The organism is Actinoplanes sp. NPDC021490 (genome assembly GCF_055562135.1).
Map to the genome: position 1 here is coordinate 180602 of NZ_JBVHFW010000020.1, position 21877 is coordinate 202478.

Sequence of the window (21877 nt, forward strand, 5' to 3'; positions counted from 1 at the left end):
GCCCGCCCCGGCGACGGGGCTTGGGACGCCGAAGCAGCTGGCGACGACCAGAACCCCGCCGAAACGCACGCGGCCGAGCCGACAGATCACTGGGACGAGGGCATCGAGCCCCTCGATGGCGCGGATCCGGCCGAGGGTGAGCCGGCGGATCACTGGGGCGAGGACTCCGAGCCGGTCGGGGACGCGGATCCGGCCGACGTCGAAGAGCTTCAGGCGGATCACTGGGCCGAGCCCGAAGGCGCCGAGGAGGGCGTGGACGAGGCGGACGGCGAGAACCCGCCGCCGCGCCTGATGCCCCGGCCCCTCGGTCAGGCTCCGCTGCTCGATTCCGAGCCGCTGCCCGCCACCCGGCCCGGCATGCTGCGGCCGCGCACCCACGACGAGGAGCCGTTCTCGTTGCCGGCCCAGCGCCCCGCCTTCGACCTCGGGCCGGGGGCGCCGGCCGACGTCGCCGGATCCTGAGCGGTTACTTCGCGGCGAGGTTGCGCAGGAACCGTTCGGCGATCGGGACCGCGGCCTCGGAGCCGGCCCCGCCCTTCTCGACCATCACCGCGAAAGCCACATCGCCCTGGTAGCCGATGAACCACGAGTGTGTGTCCTCGGTGGCCTCGCTGAACTCGGCCGTGCCGGTCTTGCCGAAGACCGCACCGCCGGGGGTGTCACGCAGGGCGGTGGCCGTCCCACCGGTCACCACCTCGCGCATCATCGTGTGCAGCGCGGTCACGGCCGGCTTGTCGAGGGCGGCGCCGTCGGGGGCGGCCGCGGCCGGAGCCGGGTCGAGCACCAGTTTGGGCTGCTTGAACTGGCCGCGGGCGATCGCCGCCGTCGCGCCCGCCATGGCCAGCGGGCTGACCGCGGTCGCGCCCTGGCCGAAGGTGGCCGCGGCCAGTTCGGTCGGGCTGTCGGCGGGGGACAGCTTGCCGCTGAACGCCTCGACGCCCAGATCCCACTTGCCACCCAGGCCCACCGCCTCGGAGGCCGAGCGCAGCCCGTCCGCGCCCAGCTTGGGGGCCAGCCCGACGAACGCCGTGTTGCAGGACTTGGCGAAGTCCACGTGGAACGGCACGCTGCCCAGGGCCAGGTCGTGGGAGTTCTTGAACTGGCGTCCACCGACCACTGCGATCTTGGGGCAGGCCACGGCGGTGTTCGGCGTCGCCACCTTCTTCTGCAGGATCCCGTACGCGGAAATGGCCTTGAACGTGGAACCGGGTGCGACCTGGCCGGTGAGCGCGGTGTTGACCGTGCCGCCGTCGGGCCCGTTGGCCACCGCGAGCACCGACGAATCGCTGACCTTGATGGCGACCAGCGAGCTCGGCTGCTTCTCGCCGGCCAGCGCCTGATCGGCCGCGAGCTGCGTCTTCACGTCGATCGTGGTCTTGACCGGCTTGCCCGCCACCGGATCCGTCGTGAAGATCGCCTCGGGAACCTGCTCTTCCTGGCCGGTATCGGTGCCGGTGCCCGCCGCGTCGTCGTCGTCCGTGCCGCCGCTGATCGCGATCGAGACGCCGGGCGTGCCGCGCAGCGCGATGTCGTATTTCTGCTGAAGCCCACCGTGACCCACGGTGTCGCCCTCGACGAGCGTCTGCGGGTTCTTCTCGAGGTCTTCGGCCGTGGCGACGTCGGCCGTGCCGAGCAGCGCGCGAGCGAAGGCCCTGGTTGGGGCCAGGTCGCGGTCCTCCTTGATGAAGGCCGTGCCGTTCAACGCCCGCAACCCGGGCCGGATCTTGTTGTAGTCGGGCTCGCGCAGAGTGATGAGGTCGAGGAAGGCCTCGGGCTTGGCATTCTTGATGCGGTCGGCCAGGTTGGCGGTGTCGACCGTGACGCCGATCTTTTTGAACTGGGCGGCCAGGCCGGCCCGCAACGCGGCCAAGTCGGTGACCTTCTGCGGCTCGACGCCGACCATGATCACGGTGCGCGGGGTGACGATCGGCTTCCCGGCGGCGTCGAGAATGCTCGCGCGGTCGGGTCGCAGGCGGGCCACCTGGAACTTGTCGCCCGCGGTCAGGTCGCTGTGCAGCACCGACGGTTCCCACACGACCCGCCAGCCGTCGCTGTTCTGCTTGGTGAGCCGGACCGTGCTCTGGTACGACCACTTGACGTCGCCGGGCAGCGTCCAGTCGAGCTTGAGGGCACTGGTCGCGTTGTCGCCGTCGGTCTTGGGCTCGCCGTCGGCGGCGACCGCGAGCGGTTGCCGGGCCAGGTCGCCCGAGATCGCCTTGATCTGCTCGAGCACGGCCGGCGCCGCGATCTTGCCGCCGTCGGCGCCGACGAAGCCGACCTTGCTCAGGTCGCCGCCGCGCCACCCGGCCACGAAGTCTTCCAGGGTTCCCTCGGGGCCGTCCTTCGAGCACCCGGCCAGACCACCCGCAACCAGTGCCAACGTCGCGGCGGCGCCGACGGCTCGGCGCACGGACAAGTACGGACCGCGGTGCATGAGGGCCCCTTTCGCCGGGTATCGGCCTTTGCGTTGGTGACGGTAGTGAACGAATGCACGTTCCGCTGACCCCACTCCGGTGAGATAGGTCAAATCTCCCGCCCAACGGACCGTTCGTACCGCGCCTGTCCTAGGGCCCCGGGCGGGGCTCTAGGCTGTCCTCGACACGTTCGAACCCACAGTGTCGTGGGTGAGGGGAGCGCCTGAGCCATGGCTGTCGCCGATGAGGCAGCAACCGAATCCGATGCCGACCAGGATCTCATCGCCGGACCGGGCCTGGCCCTGACCGGCCGCCTCGGCGCCAGCGCCGAGGAAGGTGAGCTCGACGAGACGCTGCCCAACGGGGAGCGGCTCATCGCCCAGGCTGTGGAGGTGGCCGGCGACGACCATGCCACCGCCTCGCTGGTGGGACGGTATTGGCGGTTCGCGCCGGACGAAGAACTCGTGGGGCTCACCCCGCAGGAGATGTACGACGCCGCGATCAGCCACCGCGAGCTGGCCGCCACGCGCCTGCCGGGCGAGCTGAAGCTGGCGATCACGCCGCCGGGCGGGTCGCAGTGCCACACCATCCTGCAGGTCGTCACCGACGACATGCCGTTCCTGGTCGACTCCGTGATCGCCCTGCTGTCGGCCCATCAGCAACAGGTGCATCTGCTGGTGCACCCGTTGATCGTGGTGCGCCGCGAGCCGTTGGGCGCGCTGGGTGAGCTGGCCGCCGACGTCGAGCCCGACGACGCGATCGACGGCGATCTCGTCGAGAGCTGGATCCGCATCGAGATCGACCCGATCCGCAACGCCGAGGCCCGCGAGCAGCTGCTCAACGAGGTGCGGCGGGTGCTGACCGACGTGCGCGACGCGGTCGAGGACTGGCCCCGCATGCGTCAGCGGGCCCTGGTCATCGCCGACGAGCTGGCCGCCGCCCGGGGATCCGAGCGCAAGCTGCCGGTGCCCGACAAGGACGTGACCGACTCGATCGAGCTGCTCAAGTGGCTGGCCCAAGACCACTTCACGTTCCTCGGCTATCGCGAGTACCACCTGGACGGTGACGTGCTCAGCGCCGTCGACGGCAGCGGGCTGGGCATCCTGCGCGGCGACAGCAAGCCGCGCAAACTCTCCACGATGGCCGACGAGGCGTTCCAGCGGGCTCTCGAGAAGCGCCTGCTCGTGATCACCAAGGCCAACTCGCGGGCCACCGTGCACCGTTCGGCCTATCTCGACTACATCGGCGTCAAGATCTTCAACGAGACCGGCGAGGTGGTCGGCGAGCGCCGCTTCCTGGGCCTGTTCAGTTCGTCGGCCTATCGCACCAGCGTGCGCGAGCTGCCGGTGGTCAAGCGCAAGGTCCGCGAGGTGCTCGACCGCTCGGGCCTGTCCCCGCGCGGGCACTCCGGAAAAGATCTGCTGCAGATCCTCGAGACGTACCCGAGGGACGAGCTCTTCCAGATCAAGACCGATGACCTGTACGAGGCGGTGATCGGCGTCCTGCGCATGGCGGGGCGCCGCCAGCTGCGCCTGTTCCTGCGGCGCGACGGCTACGGCAGGTTCATCTCGTGCCTGATCTATCTGCCGCGCGACCGTTTCACGACCGGCAACCGGCTGCGCATGCAGGAGATCCTGCTCCGCGAGCTGAACGGTGTCGGCGTCGACTACACGACCCGGGTGACCGAGCGGATGCTGGCCCGGGTGCACTTCATCGTGCGTACGGACCCGGCCGACCCGCCGGGCCAGATCGACCCGAACACGCTGGCCGAGATGCTGGCCGACGCCACCCGCATGTGGGACGACGACTTCTCGCTGGTGCTCGAGCGCAAGCTGGGCGAGGAGGCGGCGCGCGACCTGTTCTCGCGCTACGCGACGGCCTATCCCGAGAGCTACAAGGACGGCCACACCCCGTACGAGGGAATGCAGGATCTGTCCAAGCTCGAGCTGCTCGAGGAGGAGGGGCAGCTCGAGATGCACCTCTACCGCAAGCGGCGTCCCGGGCGGGACGGGGTGCTCGAGGCCGACGACCACGACATCCGGTTCAAGGTCTACCGGTACGGCGAGCCGATGGTGCTTTCGGCGGTGCTGCCGGTGCTGCACTCGCTGGGCGTCCAGGTCATCGACGAGCGGCCGTACGAGATCCGCCGCACCGACGGCACGATCTACCTCTACGACTTCGGGCTGGAACCGCCGGCCGCGCATCGCGAGCTGGCCGAGGTGCGCCCGCAGGTGGAGAACGCGTTCGCGGCCGCCTGGCGGGGCGAGGCCGAGGTCGACGGGTTCAACGAGCTCGTGCTGCGGGCCGGGCTCACCTGGCGCCAGGTCGTGGTGCTGAGGGCGTACGCGAAATATCAGCGCCAGACCGGGTCGGTGTTCTCGCAGCGCTATCTCGAATCGACGTTCATCGCCTATCCCGAGATCGCGCGCCTGCTCGTCCGGCTGTTCGAGACGCGGTTCTCGCCGAGGCTGGAGGCGGGCGAGACCGAGCGCGGCCGGCTCGCCGACGAGCTGGTCGAAAAGATCACTTCGCTGCTCGACGACGTGGAGAGCCTCGACCAGGACAGGATCCTCCGGTCCTATCTGACCCTGATCCAGGCCACGCTGCGCACCAGCTTCTTCCAGCGTGGCGCGGACGGGCGCCCGAAGTCGTACGTGGCCTTCAAGCTCGACCCGCAGGCCATTCCCGACCTGCCGCAGCCCCGGCCCAAGTACGAGATCTTCGTGTATTCGCCTCGCTTCGAGGGCGTGCACCTGCGGTTCGGCGCCGTGGCCCGCGGCGGCCTGCGCTGGTCGGACCGGCGGGAGGACTTCCGCACCGAGGTGCTGGGCCTGGTCAAGGCGCAGATGGTGAAGAACGCCGTGATCGTGCCGGTCGGCGCCAAGGGTGGCTTCGTGCTCAAGCAGAAGCCGGGCGACCGCGACGAGGCGGTGGAGTGCTACAAGCGCTTCATCACCGCGCTGCTCGACGTCACCGACAACATCCTCAGCGGCAAGATCATCCCGCCGCGCGACGTGGTGCGCCACGACGGCGACGACCCCTATCTGGTGGTCGCGGCGGACAAGGGCACGGCCACGTTCAGCGACATCGCCAACGAGATCTCGGTGTCCAAGGACTTCTGGCTGGGCGACGCGTTCGCCAGCGGCGGCTCGGCCGGCTACGACCACAAGAAGATGGGCATCACGGCCCGCGGCGCGTGGGAGTCGGTCAAGAAGCACTTCCGCGACCTGGGCGTCGACACCCAGCGCGAGGACTTCACCGTGGTCGGCGTGGGTGACATGTCGGGCGACGTGTTCGGCAACGGCATGCTGCTCAGCGAGCACATCCGGCTGGTCGCCGCGTTCGACCACCGGCACATCTTCCTCGACCCCGACCCCGATTCGGCCACGTCGTTCGCCGAGCGCAAGCGGCTGTTCGAGTTGCCGCGCTCGTCGTGGGACGACTACGACAAGTCGCTCATCAGCCCGGGCGGGGGCGTCTATCCCCGTACGGCGAAATCGATCCCGGTCTCGCCCGAGGTGCGGGCGGCTCTCGACCTGGGCGAGGCGTCCGCGGTCAGCCCGACCGACCTGATGCGGGCCATCCTGCGCGCGCCGGTCGACCTGCTGTTCAACGGCGGCATCGGCACCTACGTCAAGGCGGCTTCCGAGACGCACGCCGACGTGGGCGACAAGACCAACGACGCGATCCGGATCAACGGCGGACAGCTTCGCGTACGCGTCGTCGGCGAGGGCGGCAACCTCGGGCTCACTCAGCGCGGGCGCATCGAGTTCGCGCGGACGGGCGGCCGCATCTACACCGACTTCATCGACAACACCGCCGGGGTGGACTGCTCCGACCACGAGGTCAACATCAAGATCCTGCTGGGCGGCGCGGTGACCGACGGCGAGATGAGCGTGCCGGAACGCGACGAGCTGCTGGCCGCGATGACCGACGAGGTGGCCGCGCTGGTCCTGCGGGACAACTACGAGCAGGCCACCGCGCTCGGCAGCGCGCGGGCGCAGGCGCATTCGCTGTTGCCGGTGCACCGGCGGCTGCTCGACGATCTCGAGTCGAGCGGTCAGCTCAACCGCGAGCTCGAGGCGTTGCCGAGCGATGCCGAACTGGCCGCCCGCTACGACGCCGGGGAGGGGCTGACCGCTCCCGAGTTCGCGGTCCTGCTGGCGTACGTGAAGATCAGTCTGGAACGTGAGGTGCTCGCCGACGAGATCGTCGACGAGGCGTGGACCAACGCGGTGCTGGCGCGATACTTCCCGACCCCGTTGCGCGAGCGGTGCGCGGGGCGCATGACCGGTCACCGGCTGCGCCGCGAGATCATCGCGACCGTGCTGGTCAACGAGGTGGTCAACCGGGGCGGCACGTCGTTCGTCTATCGGGCGATGGAGGAGAGCGGGGCCTCGGCGGCCGACGTGATCCGGGCCTTCACGGTGGTGCGGGAGGCGTACGGGCTGGGCGACATCTGGGCCTCGGCCGAGGCGCTCGACAACAAGGTGCCGACCGAGGCGCAGACGCTGGTGTTCCTCGAGTCGCGGCGGCTGCTCGACCGGGCCGTGCGATGGGTGGTCAGCACCCGCCGTTCGCCGATCGACGTGGCCGCCGAGATCGCGAAGCTGCGCGCCGGCATCCAGTCGCTGCTGCCGCAGATGCCGCAGGTGCTGCGCGGCATCGAACGCCGGTCGATGGACGAGCACATCGCCACGCTGGTCAACCGGGGCGTGCCGATGGAGCTGGCCGAGCGGGTCACCTGGTGCAACTACGGTTTCGGTCTCCTCGACATCCTCGAGACCGCGGGTGGCACGGGCAAGCCGTTGGTCGAGGTGGCCGGGGTCTACTTCGCCCTGTCCGAGCGCTTCCACATCGACCAGCTGCTGTCGCACATCTCGCGCCTCCCGCGGGGCGACCGCTGGCAGACGCTGGCCCGCATGGCGTTGCGCTACGACCTGTACGCGGCGCTGGCCGCCCTGACCGCCGAGGTGCTGCAGTCGACCCCGTCGGACGCCTCCGCCGACGAGCGCGTCTCCGAGTGGGAGCGTGTGAACGCCGCCTCGATCGCCCGGGCCTCCAACGCCATGGGTGACGTGGCCGACACCCCGGCCGAGCTGGCCGCCCTGTCCGTGCTGCTACGCCAGATCCGCACGCTGGTGAAGACGTCCGCCGCCTGACACAGGGAGTTCTTCCGCGAAGGGGCCGCCGGGTGCGGCCCCTTTCGCATGCCCGCCTGCGTCGCAGGTACCCCCAAGGGGTATAGGGTAGGGGCATGGAGCGGGTGATTGAGCTGGAGATCGGCGGGATGACGTGCGCCGCGTGCGCCAACCGCATCGAGAAGAAGCTGAATCGGATGGACGGCGTCGTCGCGACCGTGAACTATGCGACCGAGAAGGCGCGGGCCACGGTGCCGGCCGCGCTCTCCGCCGCCGACCTGATCGCCGTGGTCGAGAAGACGGGCTACACGGCGGCCGAGCCGCAACCGATGGAGGCGGCGAAAACCGAGGCGGCCCGGGACACGCTCCGCGACAGGCTGCTGATCTCCGCTGCGCTGAGTGTTCCCGTCATCGTCCTGGCAATGGTGCCGGCCTGGCAGTTCGACTACTGGCAGTGGTTGTCCTTGACCCTGGCCGCGCCCGTGGTGGCGTACGGGGGATGGCCTTTCCATCGCTCGGCGGTCGTCAACCTGCGCCACGGCGCCGCCTCGATGGACACGCTGGTCTCGATCGGCACGCTGGCCGCCTTCGGCTGGTCGGTGTGGGCGCTGTTCCTGGGCGACGCGGGCATGCCGGGGATGTCGCACCCGTTCTCGCTCACCGCCCGCGACGGGGACGCGATCTATCTCGAAGCGGCCGCCGGGGTGACGACGTTTTTGCTGGCCGGACGCTATCTGGAGGCGCGCGCCAAGCGCCACGCGGGCGACGCGCTGCGGGCCTTGCTCTCGCTGGGCGCCAAGAACGTCACGGTCCTCGAGAACGGCCACGAGCGGGTGATTCCGGCCGCCGATCTCGCGGTGGGCGCGCTTTTCCTCGTACGCCCGGGGGAGAAGGTCGCCACGGACGGCGTGGTCGTGGAGGGGTCGTCGGCGCTCGACGTCAGCCTGCTGACCGGCGAATCGGTTCCCGTCGAGGTGCGCCCGGGTGACCCGGTGACCGGCGCGACGATCAACGAGGGTGGCCGGCTCGTCGTCCGCGCGACCCGGGTCGGCGCCGACACGCAGCTGGCGCAGATGGCGCGGCTGGTCGAGGAGGCGCAGAACGGCAAGGCGGCCGTCCAGCGCCTGGCCGACCGCATCTCGGGCGTCTTCGTCCCGGTGGTGATCGCGCTGGCCGTGGGGACGCTCGGCTTCTGGCTCGGAACCGGCCGCGGCACGACCGCCGCCTTCACCGCCGCGGTGGCCGTGCTGATCATCGCGTGTCCGTGCGCGCTGGGCCTGGCCACGCCGACCGCGCTGCTGGTCGGGACGGGCCGGGGCGCGCAGATGGGCATCCTGATCCGCGGGGTCGAGGCCCTGGAATCGACCCGCCGCGTGGACACGATCGTGCTCGACAAGACCGGCACGGTGACGACGGGCCGGATGTCGGTGACGGCGGTCGTCGGCGACTCGGACGCGCTGAGGCTGGCCGGGGCGGTCGAGGCGGCCTCGGAGCATCCGATCGGCCGGGCCGTCGCCGACGCCGCCCGCGAGGCCGGCCCGCTGCCGCCGGTCACCGGGTTCCGCGCGACGGCGGGCGTGGGCGTACGGGGAAAGGTCGAAGGTCGCGAGATCGCGGTGGCCGCCGGCGTGCCGGAGGACGCCGGGGACGAGGCGGCCACGTGGGTCGAGGTGACCGCGGACGGGACGGCTCTCGGGTGGATCGCGCTGGCCGACACCGTGCGGCCGACCAGCGCCGCCGCGGTGGCCCACCTGCGCCGGCTGGGCCTGACCCCGATGCTGGTCACCGGGGACTCACCGGCCGTGGCCGCCGCGGTGGCCGCCGAGGTGGGGATCACCGAGGTCGAGGCCGGGGTGCTGCCCGCGGGCAAGGTCGACATTGTGAAGCAGTTGCAGGGCCGGGGCCGGTCGGTGGCCATGGTCGGTGACGGCGTGAACGACGCGGCCGCCCTGGCCCAGGCCGATCTCGGTCTGGCGATGGGCGCGGGCACCGACGTGGCCATCCAGGCCTCGGATCTGACCCTGGTGCGTGGCGACCTCACCGCGGCCGTCGACGCGGTCCGCCTCTCGCGGCGCACCCTGGGCGTCATCCGCGGCAACCTGTTCTGGGCCTTCGCCTACAACGTCGCCGGCCTGCCGCTGGCCGCCGCCGGCCTACTCAACCCCATGATCGCCGGCGCCGCGATGGCCTTCAGCAGCGTCTTCGTCGTGCTGAACAGCCTGCGCCTGCGCCGCTTCCGGCCGGCCGAGACAGCGTGAGCGTGGCCGGGGCAGCGTGAGTGCGGGCCGGGGCAGCGTGAGTGCGGCCCAGACAGCGTGAGCCGGGTCGCGGCGGATTGCTCCCGAAATCCGTTGCCGCGCCCGGCTCACCGTCTGCGTCGCGAGGGCTCGAACTGGTCCCGAAGGCCGAGTCGCTCGCGACGTCCCCAGACCCACCTGCGGACATAACGCTACGTGCCGGCGGGCGGACGCCGGAAGCTTCCCGTACCGGAAATGGCCGTTCGGACAACGCGGATCGGGCGACAGATCCGGATATCTCTGGACAGCAAGGCATAAAGGGTGAAAGTCAATTACTCACCGTGAAGACGAGTATGCATTACGGAAAGTGATCAGTCGTCCTTACGGACGGTCTCGATCAGGGCCAGCACCTGCCGCAGCGCGGGCCGCAGTACCCGCAGCCGCGACAGCGACACCATCCGGTCGATCAGCGGCACCGCGCCGTCGATCAGGCGACGCGTGCGCCGCTGGCCGGGCGACTTGTCGTACACCCAGAAGAGGATCACGCCCATCCAGCCGAGCCAGAGCAGCTCGGGCAGTTCCTTGCGCAGTTCGGGGTCGAGCTTCGCGGTCGAGCCGTCCACCACCTCGCGGAAGATCGCGATGGCGGCCTCCCGCGCCGGCGACGACTCCTTCGAGAACGGGCTGAGCGGCGACGTCGGCTCGGCGGCGGTCTTGAAGAACGTCGCCGCGAACGAGTGATACGGCTCGTTGACGTCGATGCCCGCGTGCAGCACGCCGCGCAACCGGGGCGCCAGATCCTTTTCGGTCGTCAGCACCTGCTCGGCGGCAGCCCGGTGTGCCGCCTGGTTGCGGTCGTAGAACCCCTGGATCAGGTGTTCCTTGGAGTCGAAGTAGTAATATGCGTTGCCGACCGCGACCCCGGCCTCCTTGGCGATGACCCGCATGGTCGTCTCGGCATATCCCCGCTCGCGGAACAACCGCAGGGCCGTCTCGAGGATCAGCTGACGGGTCTGCTCGCCCCGGGCCCGACGAGGCTTTTCCGCGGGATCGGGTTCAGCGGCAGCGGTCGTCACACCCGTCACCGTAGTCCCCTGCCTCGGCGCCGAAGTCTCGCGTACGGCTTCTGACCGCCGACGCCGCGGCGATGAACGCGCGGGCCGCACCCGAGCCCATCCGCTCGGACAGCGCCCGATAGTCGGCGAGTGCCCAGAGGCAGGCTGCCCATGCGCCCTCGCCGGTGTAGACCGACCCTTCGTCGCCGATCACGGTGATGTCCCGCAGGGTCGCCTCGTGGTCGAGTCCCGGAAACCGATACCGGGCCTCCGGTGATCCGGCCGGTACGAATTCCAGCGGCACGAGCTGGGCCCGCCCCTGGAGCCACTTACGCGCCGTCCGGCAGATCGGGCAGCCGCCGTCGTAGAGCACGGTGAGGAAGGTGATGGCCCGGCCGCCCCCTCGTACGGCCGGGCCCGTCTGCTCGGTCATGCCCGCGCCGGCGGTGGGCCCTGCGGCGGCATCTGCGGGTGCATCGGCAGACGACCGGCCGGCGGCAGCGGCGGCACCGGCTGCTGCTGACGAAGGCGCCCGCGGCGGTAGCGGCCGAGGAAGAACACGTTGAGGAAGTGCAGGACGCCCAGGACGAGAAGGACGAGGCCGACCTTGCTGGACAGGGTCTCGAGCGCCTCGCTGGTGTCCGCGATCGTCTGGCCCGAGCGCATGGTGACCGTGACGTAGCCCAGGTTCAGCAGATAGAACCCCATGACGAGCAGTTGGTTGATGGCCTTGGCCAGCTTCTCGTCGGCGAACACCTCGGCCAGGAAGACCAGGCCGTTGCGCGACAGTGTGGTGGCCACCCAGACGGTGAGCCCGATGCTCACCGCGAGATAGACCAGGTACATCCAGACCTTCGGGTCCATCGGCCCGCCTTTCTCGAACATGTTCAACTTTACGTCCTCAGCCTAAGGCCCACAGTTGAACATGTTCAAGTGGTGTGACGTGGCAGTCAGGCGAACGGCCAAAAGCAAAACGGGCGGCCCGTACGAGACGGGCCGCCCGGGAAGGGGAGGAGTTAGAGCGCGGCCAGTCCCAGGGCCTCGGCGGCGGCCCGGCCGTTGGCCAGGCTGGCGCCGTGGGTGGTGACGAAGGCCCGCGCCTGCGTGGGGCGCCAGGTCGACGGCCAGCCCATCTCGACGACGCCGACCGTGTGGGCGGCCGACAGCTGCTCGATCAGGGTCCGGTTCGACTCCTGCCGGTGGGTGTGCCGGCCCACCACCACGATCGGCCGCGAGCCCGCGTGGGCGGTCAGCTGGGCGGCCGAGGCCGAGGCGGCCACCACCTCGACCTGCTCGATCCCGTCGAGGTGCGGGGCCAGGCCCCACGGCACCACGCCCTCGGCGATCGAGTGGCCCGACGCCAGCTGCACGACCAGCGGTGCGGAGAGATCGGTGAGCGAGCCCTCGACCCGCACCGCGCGGCGGGCCGCGGCCAGCCCGAGGTCACCGGCCACGGCCGGGGCCGTACGGGGGGACGCCGTCCACGAGGCGAGCGCGGTGTTGCGGGCGACGGCCTCCTCCAGCCGCGCGACCGGCACGCCGGCGGCGATCGCGTCGGCCACGGCCTCCACCAGCTCGAGGGTCACCTCGGCGCCGATGCACAGCAGGTCGGCGCCGGCGGTCAGGGCCCGCACGGCGGCCTGCGGGATGCCCCCGGCGGCGGCCGCGGCGCCGGCCATCTCCAGCGCGTCGGTGACGATCACGCCGTCGAAGCCGAGCGTCGAGCGCAGCAGATCCTGCAGGGCGGCCGTGCTGAAGGTGGCCGGGTCGTCCCCGGTCAGCACCGGCACCCGGATGTGGGCCGACATGACGGCCTTGGCCGTCCCGGCGACCGCGGCGAAGGGCGGCAGATCGCGCGTCTCGAGGATGTCGCGGGTGACGTCGACGGTCGGCAGCGAGAGGTGCGAGTCGGTGACGGTCGCGCCGTGGCCGGGGAAGTGCTTGGCGCACGCCGCCACCCCGGCCGACTGCAACCCGTCCACCGCGGCCCGCGCGTGCCGGGCCACCAGCAGCGGATCGGCGCCGAAGGACCGGGTGCCGATGATCGGGTTGTCGTCGGCCGTGTTGACGTCGACGGTGGGCGCGAGGTCGAGGTTCACCCCGGCGGCGACCAGGTCGGCGCCGATCGCCGCGTACACCGTGCGGGTGAGTTCCTCGTCGTCGACCGCGCCCAGGGCCGCGTTCCCCGGGTACGAGCTCCCGGTGCGGTGAGCCAGGCGGGTGACATCGCCGCCCTCCTCGTCGATCGCGATCAGGGCGTCCGGGCGGCCCTCGCGCAGCCGGGCGGTCAGCGCGGCGACCTGTGCGGGCTCGGCCACGTTGGTCCCGAACAGGGTGTGACCGGCCAATCCCTGGCCCAGGAGGGTGACCGCCCAGTCGGGTGGGGTCTCGCCCTTGAAGGCCGCCAGCAGAGTGCCGAGGGCGAGGCGCCGGAGTGCGGGGTCGATCGCCATGATGTCCTTCCGGTGACGCAAGTCTGGTCTCTACACCCCGCGAGCTGCCATGATCGCTCGGTGTCGGGCCCGCTACAGGGGCGCCGCTAATCTAATAGGAAACTATCCTAAAAAGTAGAGGATCCTGCCATGGCCTCCACACGGCTTCCGGGCACGCCCCGGCTGCTGCGCGCGCTCAATGACCGCGCGGCGCTGGAACTGCTGCTCAACCGCGGTCCGCTGACCCGGGCCCAGCTCGGTGAGATGACCGGTCTGAGCAAGGTCACCGCGTCCCAGCTCGTGGAGCGTCTGGAGCAGCGCGGTCTCGTGCGCCGGGTCGGTGAGCAGGCCGGCGGGCGCGGTCCCAACGCCCAGCTGTACGCCGTGACCCCCGGCAGCGCCCACGTGATCGGCGTCGACGTCGGCCCCGATCGGGTGGTCGCGGCCTGTGCCGACATCACCGGCTCGATCATCGGCCGGGTCGAGCAGTCCACCAAGGACAACGACGACCCGGTCGGCGTGGTGCACAACGCCGTGGTCCAGGCCGCGACCGACGCCGGCACCGACATGGCCTCCGTACGCCGGGTCGTGCTCGGCACTCCCGGCCTGGTCGACCCGGCCAGCGGCGAGATCTCGTTCGCCTGGGACCTGCCCCGCTGGCACCGCGGCCTGCTCGACGACCTGCGCCGCGACCTGAGCACGACGGTGGTCTTCGGCAACGACGTCAACATGGCGGCAGTGGCCGAGTCGACCACGGGCGCGGCCACCGGCGTCAAGGACTTCGTGCTGATCTGGGCCGGTCGCGGTGTCGGTCTGGCCAGCGTCATCGACGGCCGCCTGCACCAGGGCAGCACGGGCGCCGCCGGTGAGATCGGCTATCTGCCCGTGGCCGGGGCCGAGGTGCCCCGCCATCTGGGCCGCAAGGCGACCAAGGGTGGCGTGCGCGGCGCGTTCCAGAGCATCGCCGGCGCCGACGCGGTCAAGGCGATCGGCAAGAAGTACGGCTTCCGCGGCGTGGAGGCGGCCGACGTGGTGCGCGACGCCGTCGCGGCCGGTCCGGCCGGCGAGCCGGTGCTCGACGAGCTGGCCGCCCGCCTGGCCCTCGGCGTGGCCGCCACCTGCGTGGTCCTCGACCCGCCGCTGGTCGTGCTGGCCGGCGAGGTGTCGCAGGCCGGCGGTCCGGCGCTGGCCGCCCGGGTCGAGAACGAGGTGGCCTCGATCACCCTGGTCAACCCCAAAGTGGTGATCACCGGGGTGGAGGCCGAGCCGGTTCTGCACGGCGCGCTGCACACCGCGCTCGCCTCCGTACGCGATGAGGTGTTCGGTTCGACCACCGGCTGAGACGCGACCGTCGTGCGTGGTTGGATGGACGCGTGCTCGAGCCCGCCATGACTCCCGTGCCTGACCCCTCTGTGCCTGACGAAGACACCGTTATCGCGTTCGACCGGGTCAGCGTGATCCGCAGTGGAAGCTTCCTGGTCCGCAGCCTGTCCTGGCAGGTCGAGCTGGACGAGCGCTGGGTGATCCTCGGCCCCAACGGCGCGGGCAAGACGACGCTGCTCAACCTGGCCTCGGGCCGGCTGCACCCGTCGCGCGGCACGGCCTACGTGCTGGGCGAGCGGCTCGGCCGTACCGACATCAACGAGCTGCGCACCCGGATCGGCCTGGCCACCGGCCAGTTCGCCGAGCGGGTGCCGCCGGGCGAGCGCGTGGTCGACGTCGTGGTCACCGCGGCCTGGTCGGTGGTGGGCCGCTGGCGCGAGGCGTACGACCCGCAGGACGAGGCCCGCGCCCGCCAGCTGCTCGACCAGCTCGGCATGGGCGCGCTGGCCGAGCGCGAGTTCGGCACCCTCTCCGAGGGCGAGCGCAAGCGCACCCTGATCGCCCGGTCGCTGATGACCGACCCCGAGCTGATGCTGCTCGACGAGCCGGGGGCCGGGCTTGACCTGGGCGGCCGTGAGGATCTGATCGCCCGGCTGACCGATCTGGCCCTCGACCCCGACTCGCCCGCGATGGTGCTGGTCACTCATCACGTCGAGGAGATTCCGCCCGGTTTCACCCACGGCCTGCTGCTGCGCGAGGGCACGATCGTCGCGTCCGGGCTGCTGGGCGAGGTCATGACGGCCGACAACCTCACCAAGACGTTCGGCCTGCCGCTGGTCGTCGACCGGTTCGGCGACCGTTACGCGGCCCGGGCGGCCTGACCGTCATGGCGCCGCGCATCGTCGTCGCCGGCAGCGCCAACATGGATCTGGTCGGGCTGGCGCCGCGCCTGCCCCGTCCGGGCGAGACCGTGCTCGGCGACGAATTCCTGATGATGCCCGGCGGCAAGGGCGCCAACCAGGCGATCGCCGCGACCCGGGCCGGGGGCCACACGGTGTTCCTGGGCGCGATCGGGTCGGACGCGTTCGGCGTCAGCCTGAACGCCCGGCTCAACGGGGCCGGCGTCGACATGCAGCACGTCCGCACCACTTACGGGGCGTCCGGCGTCGCGGTCATCATGGTCGACCACGCGGGGGAGAATTCGATCCTCGTGGCGCCCGGGGCCAACAACACGTTCGTCGGCCTGACCACGGCCGAGGAGGCCGCCATCGCCGCCGGTGACGTGCTGCTCTGCCAGCAGGAGATCCCGGTCGAGACGGTGGTGGCGGCGGCCCGCGCGGCCAAGGCGGGCGGCACCCGCGTGATCCTCAACGCCGCACCCGCCCGCGCGCTGCCCGAGGAGTTGCTGGCCGCGATCGACCTGCTGGTCGTCAACGAGGTCGAGGCGCTGGCCGTCACCGGGGGCGACGAGATCGACGTGCCGGGGCTGCTCGCCCTGGTGCCCCGGGTGGTGCTCACCCTGGGTGGCGGTGGCTCGCGCTACGCCGACCGCGAGGGCCGCGACGAGACCGTGCCCGCGTTCCGGGTCGAGGTCACCGACACCACCGCGGCCGGCGACGCGTTCACCGGGGCGCTCGCCGTGGCCTGGGGCGAGGGCCGCGACCTGGTCGAGGCCGTGCACTGGGCCAATGCCGCCGGGGCGGCCTGCGTCCGCCGGGTCGGCGCCTCGAACGCCCTGCCCACCCGCGACGAGATCGACGAGGTGTTCCGGGCCGGCTGAGACCGGGCCGCCGTCACGAGGCGCGGGCCGTCGCCACAAACCGGCTCACTTCGGAGCGCAGCACCTCGGCCAGTTGCGAGAGCCCGGCCGTGCCCGGCGCGCCGCCGCCGTCGACCGCCGTCGCGATGCCGTTCACCAGCCCGCTCATTTCGCGGATGCTGCTGGTCACCGCCTCCAGCACGGCCACCGCGTCCGCCGCGACCTCCTGCACGGTGTTCACCTGCCCGAGAATCTCGTCGCTGGACGAACTCGTCTCCGTGGCCAGGTTCTTGACCTCGCCCGCGACCACGCTGAAGCCGAGGCCCGCCTTCCCGGCCCGGGCCGCCTCGATCGTCGCGTTCAGCGCCAGCAGCCGGGTCTGCTTGGCCACCTGATTGATCAGATCCACCGCCGTACGGATCTGGTCGGACGCGCTGCGCAGGGAGGTCACCGTGGTCAGCCCGCGTTCGGCCTCGGTGACCGCCTCGCGCGCGAAGTCGGCCAGCCCGTTGGCCGAGGCGCCCATCTCGGTGGCCGCCGTGGCCACCTGTTCCGACACGGTCAGCACGGCCGACTCCAGCTCGTCGGCCAGGGCCACCCGGGCCGCCCCGGCCTCGGCCACCTGGTCGGCGCTGATCTTCATGGCCGTGAAGGAGGAGGACATCTGCTCGGCGGCGTCGCGGAACGCGCCGCGCAGCCCCCGGGTCAGGATGCGGCGATGGAAGCGGCCCTCGGCGGCCGCGGCGGAGGCGGCGCCGGCCTCGCGCAGGAACGCGTCGCTGGTGTCGAGCAGGTTGTTCAGGGCCGCGCGGGCGTCGACGGCCTGCGCGGAATCACCGATCGAGGGCAGGCGCGCCTCGAGATCACCCGCGGCCGCGCGCCGGCAGACGTCCGTGATCACCGCCAGGATCTCGTCGCTCATCGGCGCACCCCACCGGCCGGGCCGGTCATGCGCCCGCCCCGTTGGTCAGCCCCCACACGAACTCGTCGTATGTCCGGCCGCCCAGCTCTTCCAGCAATGCCTGCCCGCCCGCCTCGACCGCGGCCGGGGTGGTCGCCTGCCGCTGCTCGGCCGCGCGGATCCGGTCGTAGAGGCGTTTCACCTCGGCCACCGCGGCCGGTTGGGGCAGCCGCCGGTTCGAGTGGTAGCCGATCACCCGGCCGCCGGCCCCGATCGACGGCGTGACATGCGCGTACACCCAGTAGTGCGCGCCGTCCGAGGCCAGATTGATGACGTACGCGAAAATCTCCTCGCGCTTGGCCAAGGTGTCCCAGAGCAGCTTGAAGACGGCCCGCGGCATGTCCGGATGCCGGATCAGGTTGTGCGGCTGCCCGATCGCCTCGTCCTCGGTGAGCGCCGAGGTGCGCAGAAAGACCTCGTTGGAGTACGTGAGAATGCCGCGCGGGTCGGTCTTCGTCACGATGATCTCGTCCGCGCCGAAGGAGCGTTCCACTCCGGTCGGCCGCACCTGGGTTGCTTTCATCTCACGTGCATCGTCACCGACGGACGAATGTCACGCCGGCGCTTTGGGGAAACTCCGGCCTCATCGGGCCACGCGACGCGCCCACATCACGAGCGGCACCTGCAACGGCAGCCGGCCGAGGGCGATCGCGCGCCTGACCGGCGAGGCGTTCCGCGAGTCCACGGCCATCTTGACGTTGGCCGGGAAGACGCCGACGAACAGTCCGGCGGCGGCCAGTCCACCCAGCTTCCGGGTACGCGGGTGCGCGATCGCGGCGGCCACGGCGAGCTCGGCCGCACCACTCAGATAGGTCCACGTGCGGGGCCGGCCGGGCAGCGAGCGGGGCACGATCGAGTCGAACGGGCGCGGCACGGCGAAGTGCAGCACCCCCGTGGCGGCGAGCATCGTGGCCAGACCGGCGGCGTCCTTTTTCACGGGCCGAATCCTACCGGCGGGTAGCCGGCTCCAGTGCGCGCTGCAGGGCCCGGTAGATGCGTCCGAACCGGGCCGCGTCGGGCGTGCTGAGCAGCAGCACGTCGCCCCCGGGAGTGCGGGCCCAGATCTCCCGCACCCGGCTGCCTCGGTCGTACGAGCGGTCGATCCGCTCGAGCAGCACGTCGGCCAGCGGCGCGGTGGCCAGGCCGACCAGCACGCCCCCGCCGGCCAGGGCGATCGTGGTGGCGGTGGAGGCGTCGATGACCAGCGCGACCGCCACCGCCAGCAGGCCCACGACGATCGGGACGAGGATGGCCAGTCCGACCGCGCCGCGACCGGCGATGGTGCCCCAGGAGCGCCGCCCGCGCGTGTGCCACACCTGGAGCAGATCCTCCAGGCGCAGATCGCGGCCGTTCATCCGGACACCGGTGGAGGTGACCCACACGTCCGGATCCCGGTAGTACGTGGTCATCGTCATTACCGATACCCGTCGTAGGCTGACCTGAACCGACAGTAGGTCGGCTACAGCTGATGGAGGCGCGGCGTGGGCGAGTTCGTGACGTTGGAGACTACCGACGGCATCGGCACCATCCGGTTGGATCGTCCCCCGATGAACGCGCTCAACACCCAGCTTCAGGAAGAGTTGCGGGCCGCCGCGCAGGCTGCCACCGCCGACGAGCAGGTCAAGGCCGTTGTCGTGTACGGCGGGGAAAAGGTCTTCGCGGCCGGCGCCGACATCACCGAGTTCACCCAGGTCGGCTATCCCGAGATGGCCGTGCGGGCGGCCGCGCTCTCGAGCGCGTTCGACGCCGTGGCGCGCATCCCCAAGCCGGTCGTGGCCGCGATCACCGGGTACGCCCTGGGCGGCGGCTGCGAGCTGGCCCTGGCCTGCGACTGGCGGGTCGTGGCCGAGGACGCCAAGCTCGGCCAGCCCGAGATCAAGCTGGGCATCATCCCGGGCGCGGGCGGCACCCAGCGGCTGGCCCGGCTGATCGGCCCGGCCCGCGCCAAGGATCTGATCTTCTCGGGCCGCATGGTCGACGCCGAGGAGGCGCTGCGGATCGGGCTGGCCGACCGGGTCGCCCCCGCGGCCGAGGTCTATTCGACGGCGGTCGCGCTGGTCCGGTCGTACGTGTCCGGTCCGTCCCTGGCCCTGCGGGCGGCGAAGCTGGCGATCGACGGCGGCCTGAACACCGATCTGGCCTCCGGTCTGGCCCTGGAGTCCCAGCTCTTCGCCGGTCTGTTCGCCACCGACGACCGGATCGAGGGCACCACGGCTTTCGTCGAAAAGCGTAAGCCCACATTTACGGGGCGTTAGGCCTCGACCATATCGATCCCTTGCCATAAAGTCCGACATTGTGGAACCGGTTCCGGTCACGCGCAGGGTGCGCCGCACCGTTCGCATGGCCGTCGCGCTGGTGGTCGGCCAGGCGATGTTGTGCGCGCTGATCGGCTGGCTGACCCTGGGACGCCACCGGGCCGAGCCGTCCCGCCCGCCCGGTTCCGGCGTGGTCGACCAGCTCGCGGTCCCGCCCCTGACCGGCACGGCGCCACTGCCGTCGTCGTCGCGCAGCGCCATCTCGGCCACCGCGCAGGCGCGTCCGCCCGCGCCCCGAGCCCCGGCGACCCACCCGGCGCCGACCCGCAGCACCGCTCCGGCCACCCCGCGGCCCGGTGGCACCTCGCCGGCCAGTCCGCAGCCGATCCTGGCGCCGCCCGACGATCCGGTCGTACCGCCGGTGCCGGCCCAGCCGCCGGCGACCACGCCGCCGGCGAGCCTGCGGCCGACTACTCCGGCGCCGTCCGGATCACCGGGCGCCGTGCAGGAGCCGGTCCGGGTGGGGGACGAATGCCGCCCGCTGGGCGCTTACGGGCGAACCGCCGAGGGCGACCTCGTACGTTGCCTGCGGGACTGGCGGCACGGGCCGCGCTGGAAGATCGTGTAACGGCGGCGACCCCCTAGACTCAGGGGATGGCCATCGACCAAGGTGAGCCGAAAAGGCATGCGCTCGGCGTGGACTTCGGCACCTCGAACACCGTCGCGGTGGCGCGCTGGCCCGACGGTCGCGCGCGCCCGATCCTGGTCGACGGCTCCCCGCTGCTTCCCTCGGCCGTCTATGCCGAGCCCGGCGGCGCGCTCGTGGTCGGCCGCGACGCCGTGCACAGCGCCCGGCTCGACCCGGTGCGCTTCGAGCCGAACCCGAAACGCCGCATCGACGACGGCCTGGTGCTGCTGGGCGAGCAGGAATTCCCGGTCGTCGACCTGATCGCCGCCGTGCTGGCCCGGGTCGCCGAGGAATGGCACCGCGCGGTCGGCCCGGTGCTGCCCGAGGTCACCCTGACCTGCCCGGCCACCTGGGGCGCGACCCGCCGCTCGCTGCTGGCCGAGGCCGCCGCCCGGGCCGGGCTGACCAGCGCGCGCCTGGTCGCCGAGCCGGTCGCCGCCGCGACGTATTTCGCCGAGGTGCTCGGCCGCGACGTGCCGATCGGCTCGGTCGTGGTGGTGCACGACTTCGGCGCGGGCACGTTCGACGCCAGCGTGGTGGCCCGCACGGCCTCCGGCTTCGAGGTGATGGCGGTCGACGGGCGCGACGACATCGGCGGCCTCGACATCGACGCGGCCATCGTCGAGCACCTGCGCACCAGTGAGTGGGAGCGGCTGCTCGAGCCGGGCACGGCCCAGGAGAGGCGGGCCCAGCGCCAGCTCTGGGAAGAGGTGCGGATCGCCAAGGAGCGCCTGTCGCGCGCCCAGTCGGCCGACTTCGTCGTGCCGCTGCTCGACACCGAGGTCCACCTCACCCGCGACGAGCTCGAGAAGCTCGCCCGCCCGGTGCTCGAACAGACCGTCCGCGTCACCAAGGGCCTGCTCGACTGGGCCGACCTGCCCGACGGCCGCCTGGCCGGCGTCTTCCTGGTCGGCGGCGCGAGCCGGATCCCGCTGGTGGCCACGCTGCTGCACCGTGAGCTGGGCGAGGCCCCGGTGGTGATCGAGCAGCCCGAGCTCGTCGTCTCCGAGGGCAGCATCCTGGCCGACGCGGCGCTGCTGGCCAGCGGGGCGGCCGCTCCCGGCCTGACCTCGGAGTTGCGGCTGGTCTCGACCGGCCGGGCCGAGTCGGCCACCGTACGCGTCCCGGCCGCGAGCGTGCGCGTGCCCGGCACGACGGGCCTGCAGCCGGCGGTCGACCCCTGGCCCGACGCCGACCACGGCTGGGTCCCCGACCCGCACGCCACCGTGCCGACGCCGAAGCCGAAGTTCGAGCGCCCGGTCTCCACGCCTCCGGTCTCGTCGGCGCCACCGATGTCCCCGCCGCACGGCATGGCCGCGGTGCACACCTCCCGGCCGATCTCGTCGCGGCCGGTGTCACCGCCGCGCCCGATCTCGCGGCCGCGCCCGCAGCCGCAGGTCTCGCAGGCCGTGCGGCGCACCCGGCGGAGCGGCGGTTTCCTGCGTTTCCTGCAGGTCCTGTTCAGCTTCGCCATCATGGTCGTGGTGCCGCTGGCCGCGCTGTTGCTGGCCTACGGCTACGGCAACGGCGACCCGATCCAGGTCGACGCGGAAAACCTCATCCGGGATATCCGAGACCTTCTCGGTTTCTGAGGTGACTCGCGGGTAACGTG

Annotated in this window: 17 protein-coding genes; 8 read left to right on the top strand and 9 right to left on the bottom strand. The window is 71.7% G+C overall.

Annotation, left to right across the window (positions count from 1 at the left end; translation table 11 throughout):
- Nucleotides 1–466: 466 nt before the first annotated feature.
- Nucleotides 467–2434 (bottom strand): penicillin-binding transpeptidase domain-containing protein, encoded by a 1968-nt coding sequence (locus ACZ3I4_RS39545; RefSeq protein WP_465387248.1) that lies wholly within the window; start codon nt 2432–2434, stop codon nt 467–469.
- A 210-nt stretch (nt 2435–2644) separates the two neighbouring features.
- On the opposite strand from ACZ3I4_RS39545, the gene ACZ3I4_RS39550 reads away from it, so the two are divergent.
- Both ACZ3I4_RS39550 and ACZ3I4_RS39555 read left to right on the top strand, forming a co-directional pair.
- The gene (locus ACZ3I4_RS39550; RefSeq protein WP_465387249.1) at nt 2645–7576 is read left to right on the top strand and encodes an NAD-glutamate dehydrogenase; all 4932 of its coding nucleotides are present in this window, start codon (nt 2645–2647) and stop codon (nt 7574–7576) included.
- 95 nt (nt 7577–7671) lie between these two features.
- Nucleotides 7672–9813 (top strand): heavy metal translocating P-type ATPase, encoded by a 2142-nt coding sequence (locus ACZ3I4_RS39555; RefSeq protein ID WP_465387250.1) that lies wholly within the window; start codon nt 7672–7674, stop codon nt 9811–9813.
- Between the two features lie 350 nt (nt 9814–10163).
- On the opposite strand, the gene ACZ3I4_RS39560 is transcribed toward ACZ3I4_RS39555, so the two are convergent.
- The 4 genes from ACZ3I4_RS39560 to ACZ3I4_RS39575 form a co-directional block, all read right to left on the bottom strand.
- Nucleotides 10164–10868, bottom strand: coding sequence for a TetR/AcrR family transcriptional regulator (locus ACZ3I4_RS39560; protein ID WP_465387251.1), 705 nt, complete (start codon nt 10866–10868; stop codon nt 10164–10166).
- Nucleotides 10849–11280: a thiol-disulfide oxidoreductase DCC family protein gene (locus tag ACZ3I4_RS39565; RefSeq protein ID WP_465387252.1), complete on the bottom strand. Its 432-nt coding sequence runs from the start codon at nt 11278–11280 to the stop codon at nt 10849–10851. The genes ACZ3I4_RS39560 and ACZ3I4_RS39565 overlap by 20 nt, the downstream gene beginning before the upstream one ends.
- Nucleotides 11277–11711: a hypothetical protein gene (locus ACZ3I4_RS39570; protein WP_465387253.1), complete on the bottom strand. Its 435-nt coding sequence runs from the start codon at nt 11709–11711 to the stop codon at nt 11277–11279. The genes ACZ3I4_RS39565 and ACZ3I4_RS39570 overlap by 4 nt, the downstream gene beginning before the upstream one ends.
- Before the next feature lie 152 nt (nt 11712–11863).
- On the bottom strand, nt 11864–13300 hold the full coding sequence (locus ACZ3I4_RS39575) for a glycoside hydrolase family 3 protein (RefSeq protein ID WP_465387254.1): 1437 nt from the start codon (nt 13298–13300) through the stop codon (nt 11864–11866).
- Nucleotides 13301–13429: 129 nt separating this feature from the next.
- Between ACZ3I4_RS39575 and ACZ3I4_RS39580 the strand changes: the two genes are divergently transcribed.
- From ACZ3I4_RS39580 to ACZ3I4_RS39590, 3 genes are read left to right on the top strand one after another with little or no spacing between them, the layout of a single operon-like run.
- Nucleotides 13430–14620, top strand: coding sequence for an ROK family transcriptional regulator (locus tag ACZ3I4_RS39580; protein WP_465387255.1), 1191 nt, complete (start codon nt 13430–13432; stop codon nt 14618–14620).
- Between the two features lie 47 nt (nt 14621–14667).
- The gene (locus tag ACZ3I4_RS39585) at nt 14668–15483 is read left to right on the top strand and encodes an ABC transporter ATP-binding protein (protein WP_465387256.1); all 816 of its coding nucleotides are present in this window, start codon (nt 14668–14670) and stop codon (nt 15481–15483) included.
- A 5-nt stretch (nt 15484–15488) separates the two neighbouring features.
- Complete coding sequence (locus ACZ3I4_RS39590; RefSeq protein WP_465387257.1) at nt 15489–16382, top strand: ribokinase; 894 nt, start codon at nt 15489–15491, stop codon at nt 16380–16382.
- 13 nt (nt 16383–16395) lie between these two features.
- On the opposite strand, the gene ACZ3I4_RS39595 is transcribed toward ACZ3I4_RS39590, so the two are convergent.
- From ACZ3I4_RS39595 to ACZ3I4_RS39610, 4 genes are read right to left on the bottom strand one after another with little or no spacing between them, the layout of a single operon-like run.
- Entirely contained in the window at nt 16396–17283 is an 888-nt protein-coding gene (locus tag ACZ3I4_RS39595; RefSeq protein WP_465387258.1) for a methyl-accepting chemotaxis protein, read from the bottom strand.
- A 25-nt stretch (nt 17284–17308) separates the two neighbouring features.
- The gene (locus ACZ3I4_RS39600; protein WP_465387259.1) at nt 17309–17845 is read right to left on the bottom strand and encodes a PAS domain-containing protein; all 537 of its coding nucleotides are present in this window, start codon (nt 17843–17845) and stop codon (nt 17309–17311) included.
- Between the two features lie 60 nt (nt 17846–17905).
- Nucleotides 17906–18259, bottom strand: a complete 354-nt coding sequence (locus ACZ3I4_RS39605) for a DoxX family protein (RefSeq protein ID WP_465387260.1) — start codon at nt 18257–18259, stop codon at nt 17906–17908.
- 10 nt (nt 18260–18269) lie between these two features.
- Nucleotides 18270–18737: a DUF6232 family protein gene (locus ACZ3I4_RS39610; protein WP_465387261.1), complete on the bottom strand. Its 468-nt coding sequence runs from the start codon at nt 18735–18737 to the stop codon at nt 18270–18272.
- Nucleotides 18738–18803: 66 nt separating this feature from the next.
- Between ACZ3I4_RS39610 and ACZ3I4_RS39615 the strand changes: the two genes are divergently transcribed.
- From ACZ3I4_RS39615 to ACZ3I4_RS39625, 3 genes are read left to right on the top strand one after another with little or no spacing between them, the layout of a single operon-like run.
- Nucleotides 18804–19577: an enoyl-CoA hydratase/isomerase family protein gene (locus ACZ3I4_RS39615; protein ID WP_465387262.1), complete on the top strand. Its 774-nt coding sequence runs from the start codon at nt 18804–18806 to the stop codon at nt 19575–19577.
- Nucleotides 19578–19617: 40 nt separating this feature from the next.
- A complete protein-coding gene (locus ACZ3I4_RS39620) occupies nt 19618–20205 on the top strand; it encodes a hypothetical protein (RefSeq protein ID WP_465387263.1) in 588 nt (195 codons plus the stop codon).
- Between the two features lie 26 nt (nt 20206–20231).
- Complete coding sequence (locus ACZ3I4_RS39625) at nt 20232–21857, top strand: Hsp70 family protein (RefSeq protein ID WP_465387264.1); 1626 nt, start codon at nt 20232–20234, stop codon at nt 21855–21857.
- The last annotated feature ends 20 nt before the right edge of the window (nt 21858–21877 follow it).